Here is a 15,730-nt window from a genome sequence, read left to right on the forward strand (position 1 = left end):
AGGAAGTGGTGACTTCAACGCCCGCCACAGGACGTGCTTCCACAGGAAGTGGTGACTTCTACGTTGCACACAGGACGTGTGCGTTCTTAGTAGAAGCATCTTTACAAAAGCATCTTTACAAAAGTACCTTACAGAAGTTCCTAAAGAAGTTCCGTCACCGTAGCCGAACCTCCTTCTTTAAGGCGCTTGCGCTTTCTTGGTTACAAGATTCGTTTTTTCATGTCCTGTTCACGCAGTTTACGTAATGCATGTTTCCGCCATGATTTTACCGTGGATGCTGCTACGTTGTAACGGTTCGCAATTTCTGTAATCCCTCGGCCGTAGATAATATATTGAACCACCCAGTCGCGTTCACGCGGAGTGAGGTCCTCGATATAAGGAGCAATGCTTTGAATTTGCTGCTGGATGGTTTCACTGTGAGGATCGGTTGGTTCAGTGTAATCGGTAAAGCTGATGGGCTGATAACGTTCATCATAACGCGCTTCTTTTTTTAAGTGGGCGAGCATGTCGCCGCGCACGTAGGAGTAGGCGAAGCTGCTGAATGCTCCTTTGGCTGGGTCAAATTGCTGATACGCTTTCCATAAGGCAATGAAGCCGATGTGAGCATATTCTTCTGTGTTTTTATAGATTTTCAGTCGTTTGATCATCCCGAACACGAGCGGGGCAAAGTCTTCTGCCACTTCTTCAAAAGGAATACCTAGTGCGTCATTCATCTATGTTTCTCCTTTAAGAACGGCGCGCCTTCTCATAAATTCCGCGGTACATTGAGCATAACCGGGAATATAGAAACGAAGCGAATGACAAAAACTCCATTATTGTCCTGGTTGACGTGCAATATATTAATTTTTGCTGGGGCAAACGGAAATAATGGTAAGCTTTTCATGAACGAACGCCCATGTTTGTATGTTTTTAAGATAACGAAAAAAATAAGGAGACTGTCAAAAGGTTCTAAAAATGACCCTTTGACAGCCCCTCTTCGTCTATAAGCTTGAAATGAGATTGTCTCATCCTGGATGGCTCTTCCGGTTCGCTTGCCGCGGGCAGGGCTTCAGCTAACCGGCAGAAAATCATCGTCGGTGGGTCTTCAACTCCTGCTTCGACGCACAGGACGTACTAGTGTCGTCTAAGACCAGCCACACGACGCGGCTGGTCTTAGACGACGTCTCACCTGATCACCATTCAAGATAAGGGAACGAAAAAACACTCCATCGTTCTTTTTTCTATCACACACAAAGAATCGCCGATCTCTGAAGATACCCAACACGAAAGGCTTTTGATACAGCCCCTTTGTCACGTTTTACGGTCTTTCTTGAATGGAGAGCAGCTCGTGTTGTTGTTAGTAGAGAATTCTTTGCAAAAAAGCATTTACCTTAGCAGTCCCTTTCCCTTGTTCATGACGGAGCATTTATTTTTTGATACGTTTCTGCATCACATATAACAAAGAGACGTGCTTTTTCGGAGAGAGGCTCGTCTAGTTTTTTGTTAATGTTTAACTGGTCTCCATCCGATACTAACGTTGCCCCTTCTCTTAACAACTCTTGAAACGCGTCGCGATAGGTGTTCCAGTGCGGACGTCTGCGAATTTCGTATAAATCATCACCGTGTTGTTTGGACAATAGCTGCGACATAATACGGGAACTTCCCGGGTGAAAGGCAGCACGCACTGCCATCTGTGATACCGTATCTGTGCTTAAAATGAATTCATCAACATCCACGTGAGTAAAGTTGTCCACGTTTTGGCGGTCTTTGATTTCTACAATCGTATAAATATCCCGGTAATGGCGCTCGATGGTCGTTGCGATGAGCAATGTTTTGCCATCCACAAATGATGCATCCTGAATGACTTTTCCAAATTCCGTGATCTCATTTGCGAAAATAAACACGGCTTTTGCCTCTTTGAGATTAGCTTGTTCCAGCACGCTTTTTTCGACAGGGCTGCCTTGCACATAATGAACCCTCTCATGAGACCACGGTGTTTTTTCCAGCTGATCAATGATGACTACTTCTGCTTCTGGATCACTATGTAAAATTTCCTGAATGGCAAGCCTGGCATTGGTGCTCCAATCAATAATGACGAAGTGATTTGAACCGTTATAATCCAATTTTCCTTGCTCCTTTCTTCGCTGAAACAGAAAGATTTGATCTACGATTTTTGTAATCACAATGGAAATCAAACCAATCCCGAAAATGTATAGGACAACAGCGAGAGCTTTTCCGGCCAGGGTAACAGGATAGTAGTCCCCGTACCCGACTGTTGTCACGGTTGTCATGACCCACCAAAAGCCGTTGACTGGGTGTTCAAACGTGTTCGGCTCGATCACATAGACCAACAATGAACTAGTTACAACGAGCAAAAGCGACGTCAACAACAAAAACCGGTTGCTGACAGAAATGAGCTTGTACAACAGCCGCTGAAAAATAATCATGGCCCAATCTCCTTTCTGTTTCTATTATACTGGTACAAAGGAGTTGCCCCAAGTGCAAGCAGAGTCGTAAGACGAAATAATGAAAAATAGGCGGTAATTGTTAGAAAAGAGGAAGAAAGTCCTTTGTTGTACACGTTGAAAACTTTTCGCAGATTCGTTGAACAACTGTCAATGAAGGAATTATAAGTAAAATGTCTAATTTGTAATAATATGGAATCTATTAATAACAAATGGTAATTAAATATGATAATGGAAGAAAAAAAGGATGAACGGACCACATGAAGTCGTGGGTATATAGGGAGGTTCCTTGCTGCCTAATACTGTAGTTTGATTTTCAAAGAGCGTCTGATTTAATATCCTAAAAAAGGAAGCAATGGTTTTGTTTCCTAATCACTCCCTGTCTTTAGTATTTTTGGAGGGAACATTCATCGGAGGAAATCCCTATAATAAATGTTAGGTATCTATCAAAAAAGGGAATGACGATGAATAAATAATAGAGAACCTAATCAAGGAGGAATTATTTTGTCTTACAATCCAAAATCATATCGTAAGTTTTTAGCAGGTTCTGTTTCTGCTGCTATGGCTGCAACGACTTTCGGAGCAGTAGCACCAGTAGATGTAGAAACAGCGGATGCTGCAGAAGCATTCCCGGATGTATCGAATGACTATTGGGCTTCTGAATCAATTCAGCGTTTGGCTGATAATAGCATTATCGGAGGTTTTGAGGACGGTACATACGGTCCGGGATTAGAAATTAAACGTGGTCAAGTAGCAGCGATGCTCGTTGCCGCATTTGATCTGGAAGTAGACGAAAATGCAAGTGCTCCATTTGAAGACTTGACAGATGAAAGTTACTTCACGCCATATGCTGCTGCGGTAAAAGAAGCAGGACTTATTAAAGGCCGTGAAGACAACACGGTATTTGCGGCTGGAATGGATCTTTCCCGCCAGCAAATGGCAACGATTCTCGTGCGTGCGTTTGATTTAGAACACCGCGATGATGTAGACGCGGTTGTAAATGACTTGGATGAAGCAAACGCAAGCCACAAAGAAAACATTGAAATTCTTGCGCAATACGGCATTACCAACACAGGAGACGGCAACTTCCGTCCGAAAGAAACTGTCACACGTGCGCAGTTTGCTGTATTCTTAGACCGCGCTCTTGACCTCGAGCAAGACATTGCAAACGTAAGCAGTGTACAAGCCGTTGACAGCACAACTGTTGAAGTAAGTTTGGATTCCCAAGTGGAAAACGTACAAGCGGACGATTTCGCCTTTGACCCTGAACTTGCGGTAGAAGAGGCAGAAGTTATTGCACCAGCTGATTCTGAAGCAAGTGAAGATGCAGAGGGAAGCGTTGTACGTTTGACAACAGAAGAGCAAACAGGTAATCAAGAGTATGCACTTTCTTATAAGGGAGAAGCAACGGATGAGTCAATCACTGGTATTGCTCCTGAGCTTGCGGTAGAAAACGCAGCAGCGGTAACACCTACTAGTGTTGAAGTAACATTCAACCAAGAAGTAGAAGAGTTTGACCGTAACGATGTTGTGCTGGAAGCAGACAACGGTGAGCGTGAATTCGTAAGCGATGTGACACTTGCCGAAGACGGCCAGTCCGCTACGCTTGATTTGTACAACCAGCTCTCTGATGAAACGTCTTATGATGTGACAGTAGAAACGGGAGAAGAGTCCGTAACGGGTTCTTTTGATTACATCGTTGGAGACATCGCAGAAATTGAAGTATCGGACCAAGCAATCAAAGCTGGTGAAGAAACTGACATTGAGTACAAAGTCTTCACGACGACTGGTCTTGATGTGACAGAAACAGAGGATGTAACGTTCCATTCCACTGGCGACATTTCTGCTGACGGCAGCGTAAAACTAGCAGACGGCGAATCTATTTTTGCTACCATTGAAGCAGGCGATGTAGAGAGCGACCGTTTCAAGATTACAGGTAATGATAGTGAAGCAACAGAGTTAGTTGATTATACTGTTGGCGCTGCTAGCTGGGACGACGACGAATTTGAATCCGATCAGCAAATCGCACTGGGACAAACGGGAGAATTAAACGTATTGTTCCATGACCAGTATGGTGAGCAAGTATCAAACGACACTACGTTTGAAACGTTAACACCAGGAGTTCTAATTGTTGATAAGCAGAATGGAACACTCACACCTCGTTCAGAAGGAACAGCTGATGTGCGTGTAACAAACGGAGACGTTTCTGAAATCATTACAATTGATGTTGTGGCAGAGCCAGAATTAAATGGCATTGTGCTAGACAACGAGAAAGCAGAAGACGGATCTCTTTCCATTAACCCGAATGTTAACGAAAGCACAACGCTGGATGTTCAATTGCAAGACCAGCACGGAGATGACTTTTCTCAAGAAGAAGAACTTACTGTTGAAGTCGATGGCGAATCCATTGAAGCAGATAGTGAAGTAACAACAAATGCAGATGGTTCTGCAGCAATTACACTCAATACTGTCGCAGAGGAGTTTGGCACATCCACAGTAACTGTTTCGAACGAAGACGGTTCAATCTCTGAATCTATTGACGTGAATGTTGTGGAAGCTGGCGAAGTGGAAGACTATGAACTTTCCGGTTTAACAGATTTGGATCTCAACGGAGAGAACAATGAAGACACGCAAGCGACTACAACGCTGGAGTTGTTCCCAGTTGATGAAAACGGCGTCGAAGTAGACGGAGCGGTAGAAGCAGAATGGACCGTTGAAAATGAAGATGGCGAAGAAGTAGACACTTACACTGGTACAGCTGCAGAACTAGGCGTTGGCGGTGACTTGGACCTTGAAGGTGAAAGTGAAGGAACATACACCGTAAAAGCTGAGATTGGAAGCCTGGAAGTTGTAAATACAACCTTTGAACTAGTGGATACAACAGAAGAAACAGAATACGTTGCTTCCCAGACACAAGATGAAGTAGAACTCACTTACGATGAAGAAGTGAACGAGGTTCTTCAAGATGCATTTGAAGTAACAGAAGAAGGCTCCAGCAAAGCAGTAGACATTGACGGCTTTGACTACGACAGTGACAACGTTTCCGTTGTTGACAATGATGGTTCTGTTGATGAAGATGGTACAGCGACATTGTATGTTGATACCATCACCGTTGATGACGATAATGAAGTAGATGTTGACTTCTCTATCGATGTGAATGTGGATCAAACGATTGCTAACGTATCGGATCAAGAGGAGTTAAGCGCGGCTTTAGAAGATGGGTCTGTGAAAACCATTAATTTAGATGGCGAAACAGAATTTGATGCATTTGCTGTTACTCGTGATGATGTAACAATCAACGGTAACGGTGCTGACATTGCTGTCGGTGATATTCAAGGTTACGGTACAGCTGCTGGTATTGCCGTAGATGCTAGCGGTGTTGTGATTAACGATGTAACTATTTCAGGTGATGGATCCGGAAACGGCATTATCGGAAGCGGTGAAGACGTAGAATTCACTGTCAACAATGCGGATGTTTCTGATGTAACAACTGGTATCTATGCCAACGCTGCTCAAGAATCCGATGCTGCATTAACAGCAGAAAACAATACATTCACCAATGTAGAAGCTGGTATTGGCGGTACGGAAAATGCGACTATTGATGTTACAAACAATACGTTTAAAGATGCTGGTGAAGGCATCGGCCTTGGCGGCGGTGTTACGGTCACTGGTGCTGACGATGATGAATTCGCCACATACCTTGAAGACGAAAATACATTTGAAGATGTGGACACTGAGGTTAAAAATTACCGCTGATAGAACAAGAGGTTTAAAGCCTAGTAGAGTCGAGAGCTCTACTAGGCTTTTTTAGACTATATGATAGTGACTAGGTCTTGAGAGATATAGCCATACTTCTTATGCCGGGGTTCATTCCCTTACGTCTACGTAACATGAACAAGGCGCGAAAGATAGAATAAGAACATGAGCTGGGACAGCGCGTTCCAGCTCATGTTTTATGTCTGCAGCACGTTGTTTTGCAGGTCAAAGGCGGCAAGTGTCATGCCAGCGTTTGCTGCTGCATTGTTGTAGCCAACGGGGAATGAGGCATCGACGGTGTCGCCGGGACGCTGGCCATAGCCATTTGGAAAATAAGCGGTGTTGCTGTAGACGTGAATCTGCCCGTTTTGCGGAATATTGCTGCCGCCGCCTCCTCCGGCAAAATATACTGCTAAACGAATGGGGTCATTGTTTTCAAAATAATTATTCTGTATGACAAGATTTTCGACAAGAGTATAATTGATGCGAGTAGTTAAAATGATGCTGCTGCCGGAATTTGTTTCGTGATCCACGTCATTATCTTCAATATACAAACTCGTCAATCCCTCAAGCAGCCCGTAGAAATTGACGAATTGATTGAAACGTCTGACGGTATTTTCGTTTACATAAATCGTGCCAGACATTGTATATGAGGCGATGTTCGGTTCAAAAATGACAGCGCCAACACTGGTGGTATTTCCGTCAAACGTGTTGCCAGTAACAGTTGTTGTGCCCCGCACCATTTGAAAGCGTAAACTTTGTGTATTTACCGCGTTGTGAATAAATTCATTTTCTGTAATCGTCAGATCTTCGGCCCAAAAATAACCGCTCCGTATCGTTCCTTCCACGATATTATTTTCAATGTTAATGTTTTGATATAAGTCAGCAAGCGCTTGCAGCGGTACTTTAATAATGGCATTGATTCCTGTTAAAGGACGATTTGCAATCAAATGTAATCCAGAGATTGTGACATCATCTGATTGTATTAAGACCGCATCATCACTTGTGCTGGCAGCAAATACAAGCTGCGGTGCGGTTTCAGCTGACGAACCATCTAAGCGCAGGGGTTGTGTAATGACTAGCTGGTCTTCGATAGTATAGGTCCCTTCCAAAATGTGAACCGTTCCCCCTTGAAAAACAGCACTCATTCCTTCTTCAATGGTGCCAAAAGGATGTTCCAATGATCCATTGCCATCTTCTGCTCCTGCTTTTACGTACACATTGTAAGGGTCATAGCTAATTTGTGCCGATGCGTTCAAGGAGCGGCTGCCAATGCTTAATGTCGTGATATTTTCCGCTGTTACTGCAGTAACAGTGATTTGGTATTCATGCGTTCCAGCTGGAGGCTCATCGATCCAGCTGATAGAAGGGATATAGGTGTTTGTTATTGCTATGGTGGTGCTATTTTGTACCGATTGGTTAATATCGGCGCTAGTTAGTGTTTGCGGTTCATCTCCTAATCGTTGTAAGGTATAGCTGGCGTGCAATGCATAGTTTGATGAGAGGGAGGTTTCCATGTAAAGATGGATGAAGCTGTTCAGTTTTACTTTTTCTCCCTCTTGTGTTGATATAGGCGGAAGCGTCAAGGTGACGGTTGTTCCAGCGGGAAGAAGCGATGTATCATCGTTGGATTGGTCGCTTAAGAAATAACTGCCTTGCCCAGGGGGACCTTGTTCCCCTTGTGGTCCTTCTAATCCCCGAGGTCCTTGAGGCCCAGACGGCCCAGGTGGTCCTGGTTCACCCTGGGGTCCTGCCAATCCCTGAGGTCCAGGTGATCCTGGTTCACCCTGGGGTCCTGCCAATCCCTGAGGTCCAGGTGATCCTGGTTCACCCTGAGGTCCTGCCGGTCCCTGAGGTCCAGGTGGCCCAGGCGGTCCGGGTGTGCATCGCTTACGAGAATAAAAATCACATCCTGTTGGAGGCATAACAGAACGTAAGTGTTCGGAGCGCATTCTTCGTGCAGGCATTTGGTTTTTTTGATAAAAGCCACGTTTGTTACCCATGGGAATTCTCCTTTCTGCACACATGTTGTTGCTATTATATGGAAGATACACAGACCGGTCTGTACAATTGGGGGAATATGTGTCAAAATCCATCACTGCCTAATAGAAAAACGTGGGAGAGAAGCAGCATTTTTCAAAGATGGATTGAGTTGAGAGAGATGGTTTGCAACAATGGAGAATAGTAGGATTGTAAAAAGGCAGGAGAAGTCCTGTGCATAAGATAGGCGGCCTTGGGGTTGTTGGCTTCGATGATGACAGCCGAACAGATGCAGTACACACCGAGCTGTGCCGGTGTTGTCTCGTGCTGCTTGACAGCAGGTGTGTGAAAAAGGCAGGGGGAGCGCTTTTATTTCGCTCGAATGGTTTACATATGCTTTTGACATTAGCACGAGTCGTTACGTTATTCATTCTAGTTTCGTACTGGATTGTTTGATGCGGCAGAGGTGTGTCTTGGTGTTTGCTATTTTTGATGCGTCCTGACAGGAACAGCTGATGGATGATTGGTGCGTTCCTGAAAAGGCCGTCCCGAAACGGAGGGGTTCGATGAAGAACATAATCATAGGCAGTAGTGTGTGTGTAGTGCTGCTGTTTGCAGGGGGGTATGTGTATTTTGTGATGAATCCGCCGCTGCAAGCGTCACCGGCCTCATCTGCAAATGATGGTCACATTCAGTTGCTTACTGTCGGAAATACAAGCCCGATTGGAACTATTGAGATAGAAGGTGTTTTCGTCAACGGTGGTCATGCTCCAGACACAGCTCAGATTCAAGTCAGTGATCATGCGAAAGGGTTTCTTGTTTCAGATGAGGTAAAAGAGGAAGCAGGAAGGGAGTATACATTTGAAGATGTATCCAATGTCACTCTTCAGGCAGATACCGACCCAGTCAAGCAGCTTGAACAAGTCAACCAAGGGGAAGAAGAGGAAGATATCACCATCTATGCACTCAGCATAGGACATGAAGAACCGCTTGATCGTGTTACGATTTTTTATCGTCATTTTGGCATTCCGCATGAAATCGGTGTTCCTCTTCCGTAATGGGGGGCGTCATGGAGCGGTGTACTGTTGGATGAGATTTATTTCATGGAACGATAACGTGAACAAAGGACCTGCTTGGCAGATAGAAGCAGGTCCTTTTTGTCCGTTCTGACATGGTGAGGTGAAGCGCTGTTTAATCAAAAGCGGGATTTGTATATACGATTTTTCCATTAGAGATTGTCATTACTGTTTTCGTGTCGCTGATCTTATCAGCCGGAACGTCAAATAGATTTTTCTCTAAAATGACGAAATCCGCTCTTTTTCCAACTTCAATGGAGCCTGTTTCATCTTCTATAAACAATGCTTCTGCTCCGTTTATCGTGTAGCTTTGCAGCATGTCTTCCAACGATGCTTGTTCGTCTGCATCAGGTCTTGTCATCCCGCCTTCTACACCGACGAGCGGCCAAAAGTCGGATACGGGGTAGTCACTAGAGGAAGCAACAGGAATATCCATACCAATATAGCTTTGCATGATGTCTGTTCCCCATCTAGAACCTGGTTGCGGAACTGCCGTGATGTTCAAGTCCTGAAATCGCTGCAGCTGATCTTCGCTGAGATACGGGATATGCGTGAGTGCGTGTCTCGCGTCTCTTGTTCCGTTTTGTTCGGCCGCGTATGCAAAAGCATCCAGTGCAGCGTCAATTCCGTCACCAAAGGCATGGACATATACACGAAAATCTTCTTTATCTAAAGCAGCCACGGTTTCTTCGAGCATATCTTGTTCCCAGACAAGTGTGCCATCTCCGTCTCCAAATATTTTAATCGAATCGATCGTAAACATGTCTCCGTCATATGTGTCACGCATCTCGTTGAACGTTTCAACTTGTTCGACTCCTTTCGTTTCGTCGGCCCACAGTCCAATGTCATACTGTACTGTCAGCTTGTCTGCATCATCAAGTTCTTGCAGTGCTTGAAGGTAGGGCTCTGTTGGATAATGAACCGGCACAAATACCGAAGTCACGCCTCGTTCTGCAGCCATCTCTTGAAAAGCAGTAATCGCTTCTTTATATTCTTCGAGCGTAAAATCGGGTTGAGGAAGAGCGTTAATAATTAAGTTTTGGGCGGAGAATTCATGTAACACGCCTGTTGGTTCACCGCTTTCCGTCCGTTCAATGATTCCTCCCTGTGGGTCTGGAGTGTCTTTATCGACTTCGGCTATTTCCAAGGCTTTGGAGTTGACCCATAAGTCGTGGTGACCGTTGGAAATAGCAACGACAGGTAAATCCTCCACATATTGATCAATTAATTCCTTCGGGAGAACCCCTTGCTTGTCGGCTTCCTCTTTGACCATCGTTTCATTCCAGCCGACAGCCCGCAGCTGCTCGATGTCGGGATGTTGTTCTACATAGTCCTGCATAGCTTGTCCATATTCTTCTATTGTGGAGTATGGGGTAAGGTTTAGCCAGTACAGTTCTTCTGCTTTCAGATAGGCGTGATTATGACTGTCAATAAAGCCGGGCAGGACCATTTTTCCTTGCAAATCTACTATTTTGGTATCAGGTCCTTTCAGAGACATGACACTGTTGTTATTCCCGACATAAACGATTTCCCCGTTCCTTACCGCTACTGTTTTTGCAGGCTGGTTTTTGTCCGTTCCCGTGTACACTGCACCATTTTTCAAAATCATGTCTACGGTGTCGTTTCCATTGGGCGTTAAAACATTTTTGGCAGAAGCCGCCCCTGTAAATGCAGCACTTAGCAAAACGAAAAGGAAGACAGTTATTACAGATTTTTTAATAACCAAATGAACACAACCTTTCTATTGATAATTTGACGATATGTTAAAAAACATAATGAGAGAAACCTCAGATTCCCCCCCTTTCTGTGAAGTAAACTTGTAAAAGCATTGGTGTATTAATATATGTAAAATTAATATTATTACAACAATTCAGAAAATAAAAGAGTTTTTATTGTATTTTTAAAACGAAGAGCAATTTTTCGTGATTAAGATGGTGGAATTTTGTGCGTGTTTGTGGAAGGAACTGGCGGGTTCTCATCATCGTTTGTAGGTCTATGAGCAATATGACGTGAGAGATGACCATAAAGAAAATATATTTCTTTTATCCTTCCTCTATCATGCAGGAATAAGCCGTAACTTTTTCCTCTATGACAAACGTATAAAATTTTTGTAATATTCGTTATATTTTACATGAACATCTAAAGGAGGGGTAAAAAGTGAAATCGAAATGTATTGCTGCTTTTCTTATCATCTGTTTGCTTATTCCCATTGCTGCACAAGCAAGCCCGAAGTCTCAGCCGCTGGAGGTGCCTATTAAAAAACCATATGTGGATCTTATTTCTGATGTTGTCTATGCACAGCCGGATACATATGGCTATTCGAATTATCCATTAGAAATGGATGTGCTCGTGCCAGATACAGAGGAGACCTTGCCGGCTGTGCTGTTTATTCCTGGCGGAGGATTCATGTCAGCTAATAATGATAAAAGCATCCAGCAGCGTATGGAGATAGCAGAAGCAGGGTATGTAGTAGCGAGCATGGAATATCGCGTCACACCGCAAAGCTCTTTTCCAGAACCGCTTCACGATGTGAAGTCGGCGATTCGCTTTTTACGGGCGAATGCGGAGAAATTTCATATTGATCCTGAACAAGTTGCGGTGATGGGAAGTTCAGCGGGCGGATACCTCTCATCTTTTGCAGGCGTGACAAATGGAGACTCATCTTTTGACACCGGCATGTATACAGAAGAAAGCAGTGATGTACAGGCTGTCATTAACTTGTATGGACTATCTGATTTGACGAAAGTAGGAGAAGGAAAGCCAGAAGATCTAGCTGCTCTGCATGATTCACCATCTGCTCCGGAAGCGATGTGGGTGAACGGCCCATCTGTTTTTGGGCCGGGAGGTTCGATTCATGACAACCTCGAAGCAGCTGATAAGGCAAATCCGATTTCGTACGTATCCGAAGACGATCCGCCATTTTTGCTCATGCATGGCGATAAAGATAATCTCGTATTGGCCAGCCAAACGGAAATCCTGCATGAAGCGCTAGCAGAAGCGGAAGTAGACACGACACGGTATGTTGTAAAAGGAGCTGGACATGGAGGAATAGAGTGGGTGCAGCCAAAAGTAACGAAGATGTTGATTGACTTTTTGGATGACACATTAAAAGAGAAAAAATGATGCGTGTTTGCACGCGGTGAGCAGTAGAAAAAGGCGCCTTGAAGCGCCTTTTTTTGTGTGCGGAATGATGCTATAATAAAAAATACGAACATATGTTCTATTATTGGTTGATAATGAGGTGCTTTTTTTCACTCTTATTATGTAAGGAGGGTGTTTGCAATGAACAAAAAAATAGAGGCATTCGAAACCTTTGTGACAAAGCATCAATCAGCTTTTAAGGAACCTGTCCTGCGTCAATTCATGGAGCAGAAGGAGAATAGAGAACGGTTAATAGACTGCGTTCATGCTCCTGCGGAAAATAAAGCACGGAACATCGATGAAACGTTTAAACAGTTTTTTATTAAGAAAAAAACCTATCGATATATGAAGACGCTTATCAAGACATGCGCTGTTGATTTTGACAAAAGAAGAACGCAGCACCAACAGCGTTTTCCACTTATTGCCGATCAGCCTCTATATGAAGAAGAGACAGGAACTGATATTTCCATGATAGACATGCTTCAATCCTATGAACCGGATTATGTGGAGGAGATATTGGATAAAGAGAGCGATATCGAAGAGCATATTCAATCGAGCCAAGTAGTGAAAGCTGTGAAAAACTTATCAAACAAGCAGAAAGATATTTTAGCTCTTCTATATATTTATCGTTATACCAATAGAGAAGCAGCTCGTATCTTTGGTGAATCGCCTCAAAATATATCAAAGCAGCACTTGCAAGCCTTAGCGAAAATACGAAAAAGATTGGCATTGCGTGACTAGCTGCAGCCTCGATGAAAAGGGGGATGGAAACATATGAACCAGCGCCTGACAACAAATGTTCCAGAGGATGTAATGGAGCTGTTAAGAGAGTTAGAGCCTAGTATCAGCTATTCGTTAAGAGAGACGAAGAAACAAGATAGAGAAGACTTAAAACAGGAAATGATCGTGAAGATGTTAGAAAAGCGGGAGCAGATAGGGTACAGCGATGCTCCGGGTTTTTGGGAGTTTATCAAAAGAAAAACAGACAGCTGTTAGCGGGTATCGAAAAGGCAGGTATTTTTCCGTGCGTCGTGTCTATCTCACGGTGCGGTTGGATAAAGGAGAGGGATAGTTTTGATAATAACAGATCTGCCGGTTTGGAGTGAGTGGCTGAGTGATGTGCGATTTCCTATTGTTATCACGCTGGTAATTCGTTTAACATGTCATAAGAATTTCCCTCCTCGTTAAATAAAGAGAAGTCTGCGTTTTTGCAAATAATAAAGGTTTATCAGTATGAATGAGCGAATGTATTGAACATAGGAATGGAAAAAGGGACATAGACACTTTTTCACGTCTGTATGTTATTGTCTGAAAAGTGTTGAGAAGAAGCCCTCAGCACATCGTACAGCAATAGAAAGAGATGGTGTAACGAACAGCCTCTGTTCTCGTCTTAACAAATGGCAAAATATAAGCATGTGCAAGAGACAGGAGGAAAAAGTAATGCATTGGTTTGTCATTCAACTCGCGGTTGTCTTCGCGTTGTTTTTCGTTTCAACCGTTGCAGCGTGGTATGAAGGAAGCGCTGTGCTGTATGATCCGTGGGAGTGGAAGTACTCAACGCCATTTTCTCACGTTGTTTATGGGAATGTGGAACAAGCGTCGCAGATTACCTGGCTGGACCATTTTGTGTATGCTGCCAAGTTTCAACCGCTCTTCCCTGTGTTAATGACCGTAAGTGCACTATATGTGCTGTTTCTGATCGGCTGCCGCCTGTTAAAAACACACCGGATACGTGCTGCGTATTATTTTACAGCGCTTGGGCTGCTTTCCTTTATCATTAGTTTCATGCTGCTTGATGCTCTAACGATTGGAGGCAGCATTTTCTTTTACGTACTGCTGGCAAGCGGCGGCATGTGTTTTTTGTTTTTGTATGAATTATTCATCAGGCGAGAAGGCGGATCGATGTTGACGTAAATATGGAATTAGGTGTGAGAGAAGAACAGAAGCAAAGTACAAGCAGGGAAGGACACGCCGTTTTCACGTGGAAAGCTGGCTCGAACTTCCTCCTGCGGCTTTGCTTTTTGTTTTGTATTTGTCAATATTTATTATTTGAATATTGACAATATTTATCCTTGGCGTTATACTGATTTTACAACTTAATCACAAAACGTGTTAAAGTCTGTTTTGAAAACGTTTACTTATTGTGTGAAAAGATGATGTATCAATGGAACATAGGAGTATAATTACTTTTGCACAATATGTGTTTAATAAAAAGGAGGCAAATAATGATAACGAAAGCTGCAGTTGTGACAGAAAAAGGTGGACCTTTTCATGTGAAAGAAATAACCATTGATGAACCAAAAGCCAATGAAGTATTAGTAAAAATGGTTGGTTCAGGAATCTGCCATACGGATTTGGTTGTAAGAGACCAGCACTTTCCGGTCGACCTGCCAGCTGTTTTAGGTCATGAAGGTTCCGGAATTGTAGAGAAAGTAGGAGAAGGTGTCACGAACGTAACACCTGGCGACCATGTCGTATTAACGTACAGCTCATGCGGGGAATGTGAGAGCTGCTGGGATGGAAAGCCCTATGCTTGTGAGCATTTTTTCGAATTGAATTTTGGCGGGAATATGCTTGATGGTACGAAGCGCTTGAATGATCAAGAACGGGAACTATCCCATCTGTTTGGTCAGTCCAGCTTTTCGTACTATGCAGTGGCAAATGCGAACAATATGGTGAAAGTGCCAAAAGACGTACCACTTGAAATGCTTGGTCCATTGGGATGCGGCATTCAAACAGGATGCGGGGCGGTATTGAATAAACTAAAGCCAGAACCGGGTTCAGCACTTGCAGTATTTGGATGTGGTTCTGTTGGTTTAAGTGCCATTATGGCCGCAAAAATAGCAGGGTGCACCCCGATTATTGCGGTGGATATTCATGAAGACCGTCTGCAGTTAGCAAAAGAGTTAGGAGCTACACATACCATTCAATCCAACGAACAAGATCCTATCGAAAAGATTATGGAATGGACGAAAAAAGGTGTGCTGTATTCACTGGAAACGAGCGGAGTTCCCCATGTGTTAAGACAATCCGTTGACTGTCTGGCAGTATCAGGCACAGCTGCGATTATCGGAGCTCCTCCTATTGGAACAGAAGTGAGTTTGGATGTGAAAACACTGCGTTCGGAGCGGAATATTACCGGTGTCGTGGAAGGGAGCGGAATCCCGCAAGTATTTATTCCAAAGCTCATTGATTTATACAAACAAGGAATGCTTCCGTTTGATAAATTGCTTTCGTACTATTCGTTAGAAGATATTAATCAAGCATGTGAAGACGCAGAAAACGGCAAGAGTATTAAACCAGTTATTGTCTTTTCGTAAGCTTGAAGAGGCT

Annotated in this window: 12 protein-coding genes; 8 read left to right on the forward strand and 4 right to left on the reverse strand. The window is 43.7% G+C overall.

The genetic code is table 11. The annotated features are described in order from the left end of the window. Positions 1 to 200 precede the first annotated feature (200 nt). Together BLT18_RS04245 and BLT18_RS04250 are read right to left on the reverse strand one after the other, a co-directional pair. Complete coding sequence (locus BLT18_RS04245) at positions 201 to 713, reverse strand: sigma-70 family RNA polymerase sigma factor (RefSeq protein ID WP_091271559.1); 513 nt, start codon at positions 711 to 713, stop codon at positions 201 to 203. Between the two features lie 678 nt (positions 714 to 1,391). After that, on the reverse strand, positions 1,392 to 2,426 hold the full coding sequence (locus tag BLT18_RS04250) for a potassium channel family protein (RefSeq protein WP_091271561.1): 1,035 nt from the start codon (positions 2,424 to 2,426) through the stop codon (positions 1,392 to 1,394). Positions 2,427 to 2,948: 522 nt separating this feature from the next. Here BLT18_RS04250 and BLT18_RS04255 point away from each other — a divergent pair. Further along, positions 2,949 to 6,200, forward strand: a complete 3,252-nt coding sequence (locus BLT18_RS04255; RefSeq protein WP_091271565.1) for an S-layer homology domain-containing protein — start codon at positions 2,949 to 2,951, stop codon at positions 6,198 to 6,200. Between the two features lie 197 nt (positions 6,201 to 6,397). Here BLT18_RS04255 and BLT18_RS04260 read toward each other — a convergent pair whose 3' ends face one another. Next, positions 6,398 to 7,957 (reverse strand): right-handed parallel beta-helix repeat-containing protein, encoded by a 1,560-nt coding sequence (locus tag BLT18_RS04260; RefSeq protein WP_217635728.1) that lies wholly within the window; start codon positions 7,955 to 7,957, stop codon positions 6,398 to 6,400. 457 nt (positions 7,958 to 8,414) lie between these two features. On the opposite strand from BLT18_RS04260, the gene BLT18_RS04265 reads away from it, so the two are divergent. Next, positions 8,415 to 8,636: a hypothetical protein gene (locus BLT18_RS04265; protein ID WP_091271567.1), complete on the forward strand. Its 222-nt coding sequence runs from the start codon at positions 8,415 to 8,417 to the stop codon at positions 8,634 to 8,636. A 110-nt stretch (positions 8,637 to 8,746) separates the two neighbouring features. After that, on the forward strand, positions 8,747 to 9,238 hold the full coding sequence (locus BLT18_RS04270) for a hypothetical protein (RefSeq protein WP_091271568.1): 492 nt from the start codon (positions 8,747 to 8,749) through the stop codon (positions 9,236 to 9,238). 133 nt (positions 9,239 to 9,371) lie between these two features. Here the strand turns inward: BLT18_RS04270 and BLT18_RS04275 are convergent, their stop codons facing one another. Beyond that, a complete protein-coding gene (locus BLT18_RS04275) occupies positions 9,372 to 10,982 on the reverse strand; it encodes an amidohydrolase (protein WP_091271570.1) in 1,611 nt (536 codons plus the stop codon). Positions 10,983 to 11,413: 431 nt separating this feature from the next. Here BLT18_RS04275 and BLT18_RS04280 point away from each other — a divergent pair, with 431 nt between their 5' ends. The 5 genes from BLT18_RS04280 to BLT18_RS04300 all read left to right on the forward strand — a co-directional run bounded on the left by BLT18_RS04280 (position 11,414) and on the right by BLT18_RS04300 (position 15,717). After that, positions 11,414 to 12,379: an alpha/beta hydrolase gene (locus tag BLT18_RS04280; protein ID WP_175487373.1), complete on the forward strand. Its 966-nt coding sequence runs from the start codon at positions 11,414 to 11,416 to the stop codon at positions 12,377 to 12,379. A 159-nt stretch (positions 12,380 to 12,538) separates the two neighbouring features. Beyond that, entirely contained in the window at positions 12,539 to 13,138 is a 600-nt protein-coding gene (locus tag BLT18_RS04285; RefSeq protein ID WP_091271572.1) for a sigma-70 family RNA polymerase sigma factor, read from the forward strand. A 33-nt stretch (positions 13,139 to 13,171) separates the two neighbouring features. Then, positions 13,172 to 13,393, forward strand: a complete 222-nt coding sequence (locus tag BLT18_RS04290; RefSeq protein ID WP_245705174.1) for a hypothetical protein — start codon at positions 13,172 to 13,174, stop codon at positions 13,391 to 13,393. Between the two features lie 444 nt (positions 13,394 to 13,837). Then, positions 13,838 to 14,311, forward strand: a complete 474-nt coding sequence (locus BLT18_RS04295; protein ID WP_091271573.1) for a YjdJ family protein — start codon at positions 13,838 to 13,840, stop codon at positions 14,309 to 14,311. A 311-nt stretch (positions 14,312 to 14,622) separates the two neighbouring features. Further along, positions 14,623 to 15,717 (forward strand): NAD(P)-dependent alcohol dehydrogenase, encoded by a 1,095-nt coding sequence (locus BLT18_RS04300; RefSeq protein WP_091271575.1) that lies wholly within the window; start codon positions 14,623 to 14,625, stop codon positions 15,715 to 15,717. Positions 15,718 to 15,730: the final 13 nt, after the last annotated feature.

The organism is Alteribacillus persepolensis, from assembly GCF_900099605.1.
Lineage (GTDB): Bacteria > Bacillota > Bacilli > Bacillales > Marinococcaceae > Alteribacillus > Alteribacillus persepolensis.

Coding starts and splice junctions, on each gene's coding strand:
- BLT18_RS04250 (WP_091271561.1), bottom strand. CDS start 2,426: ATGATTATTTTTCAGCGGCTGTTGTACAAGCTCATTTCTGTCAGCAAC.
- BLT18_RS04245 (WP_091271559.1), bottom strand. CDS start 713: ATGAATGACGCACTAGGTATTCCTTTTGAAGAAGTGGCAGAAGACTTT.
- BLT18_RS04300 (WP_091271575.1), top strand. CDS start 14,623: ATGATAACGAAAGCTGCAGTTGTGACAGAAAAAGGTGGACCTTTTCAT.
- BLT18_RS04290 (WP_245705174.1), top strand. CDS start 13,172: ATGAACCAGCGCCTGACAACAAATGTTCCAGAGGATGTAATGGAGCTG.
- BLT18_RS04270 (WP_091271568.1), top strand. CDS start 8,747: ATGAAGAACATAATCATAGGCAGTAGTGTGTGTGTAGTGCTGCTGTTT.
- BLT18_RS04295 (WP_091271573.1), top strand. CDS start 13,838: ATGCATTGGTTTGTCATTCAACTCGCGGTTGTCTTCGCGTTGTTTTTC.
- BLT18_RS04285 (WP_091271572.1), top strand. CDS start 12,539: ATGAACAAAAAAATAGAGGCATTCGAAACCTTTGTGACAAAGCATCAA.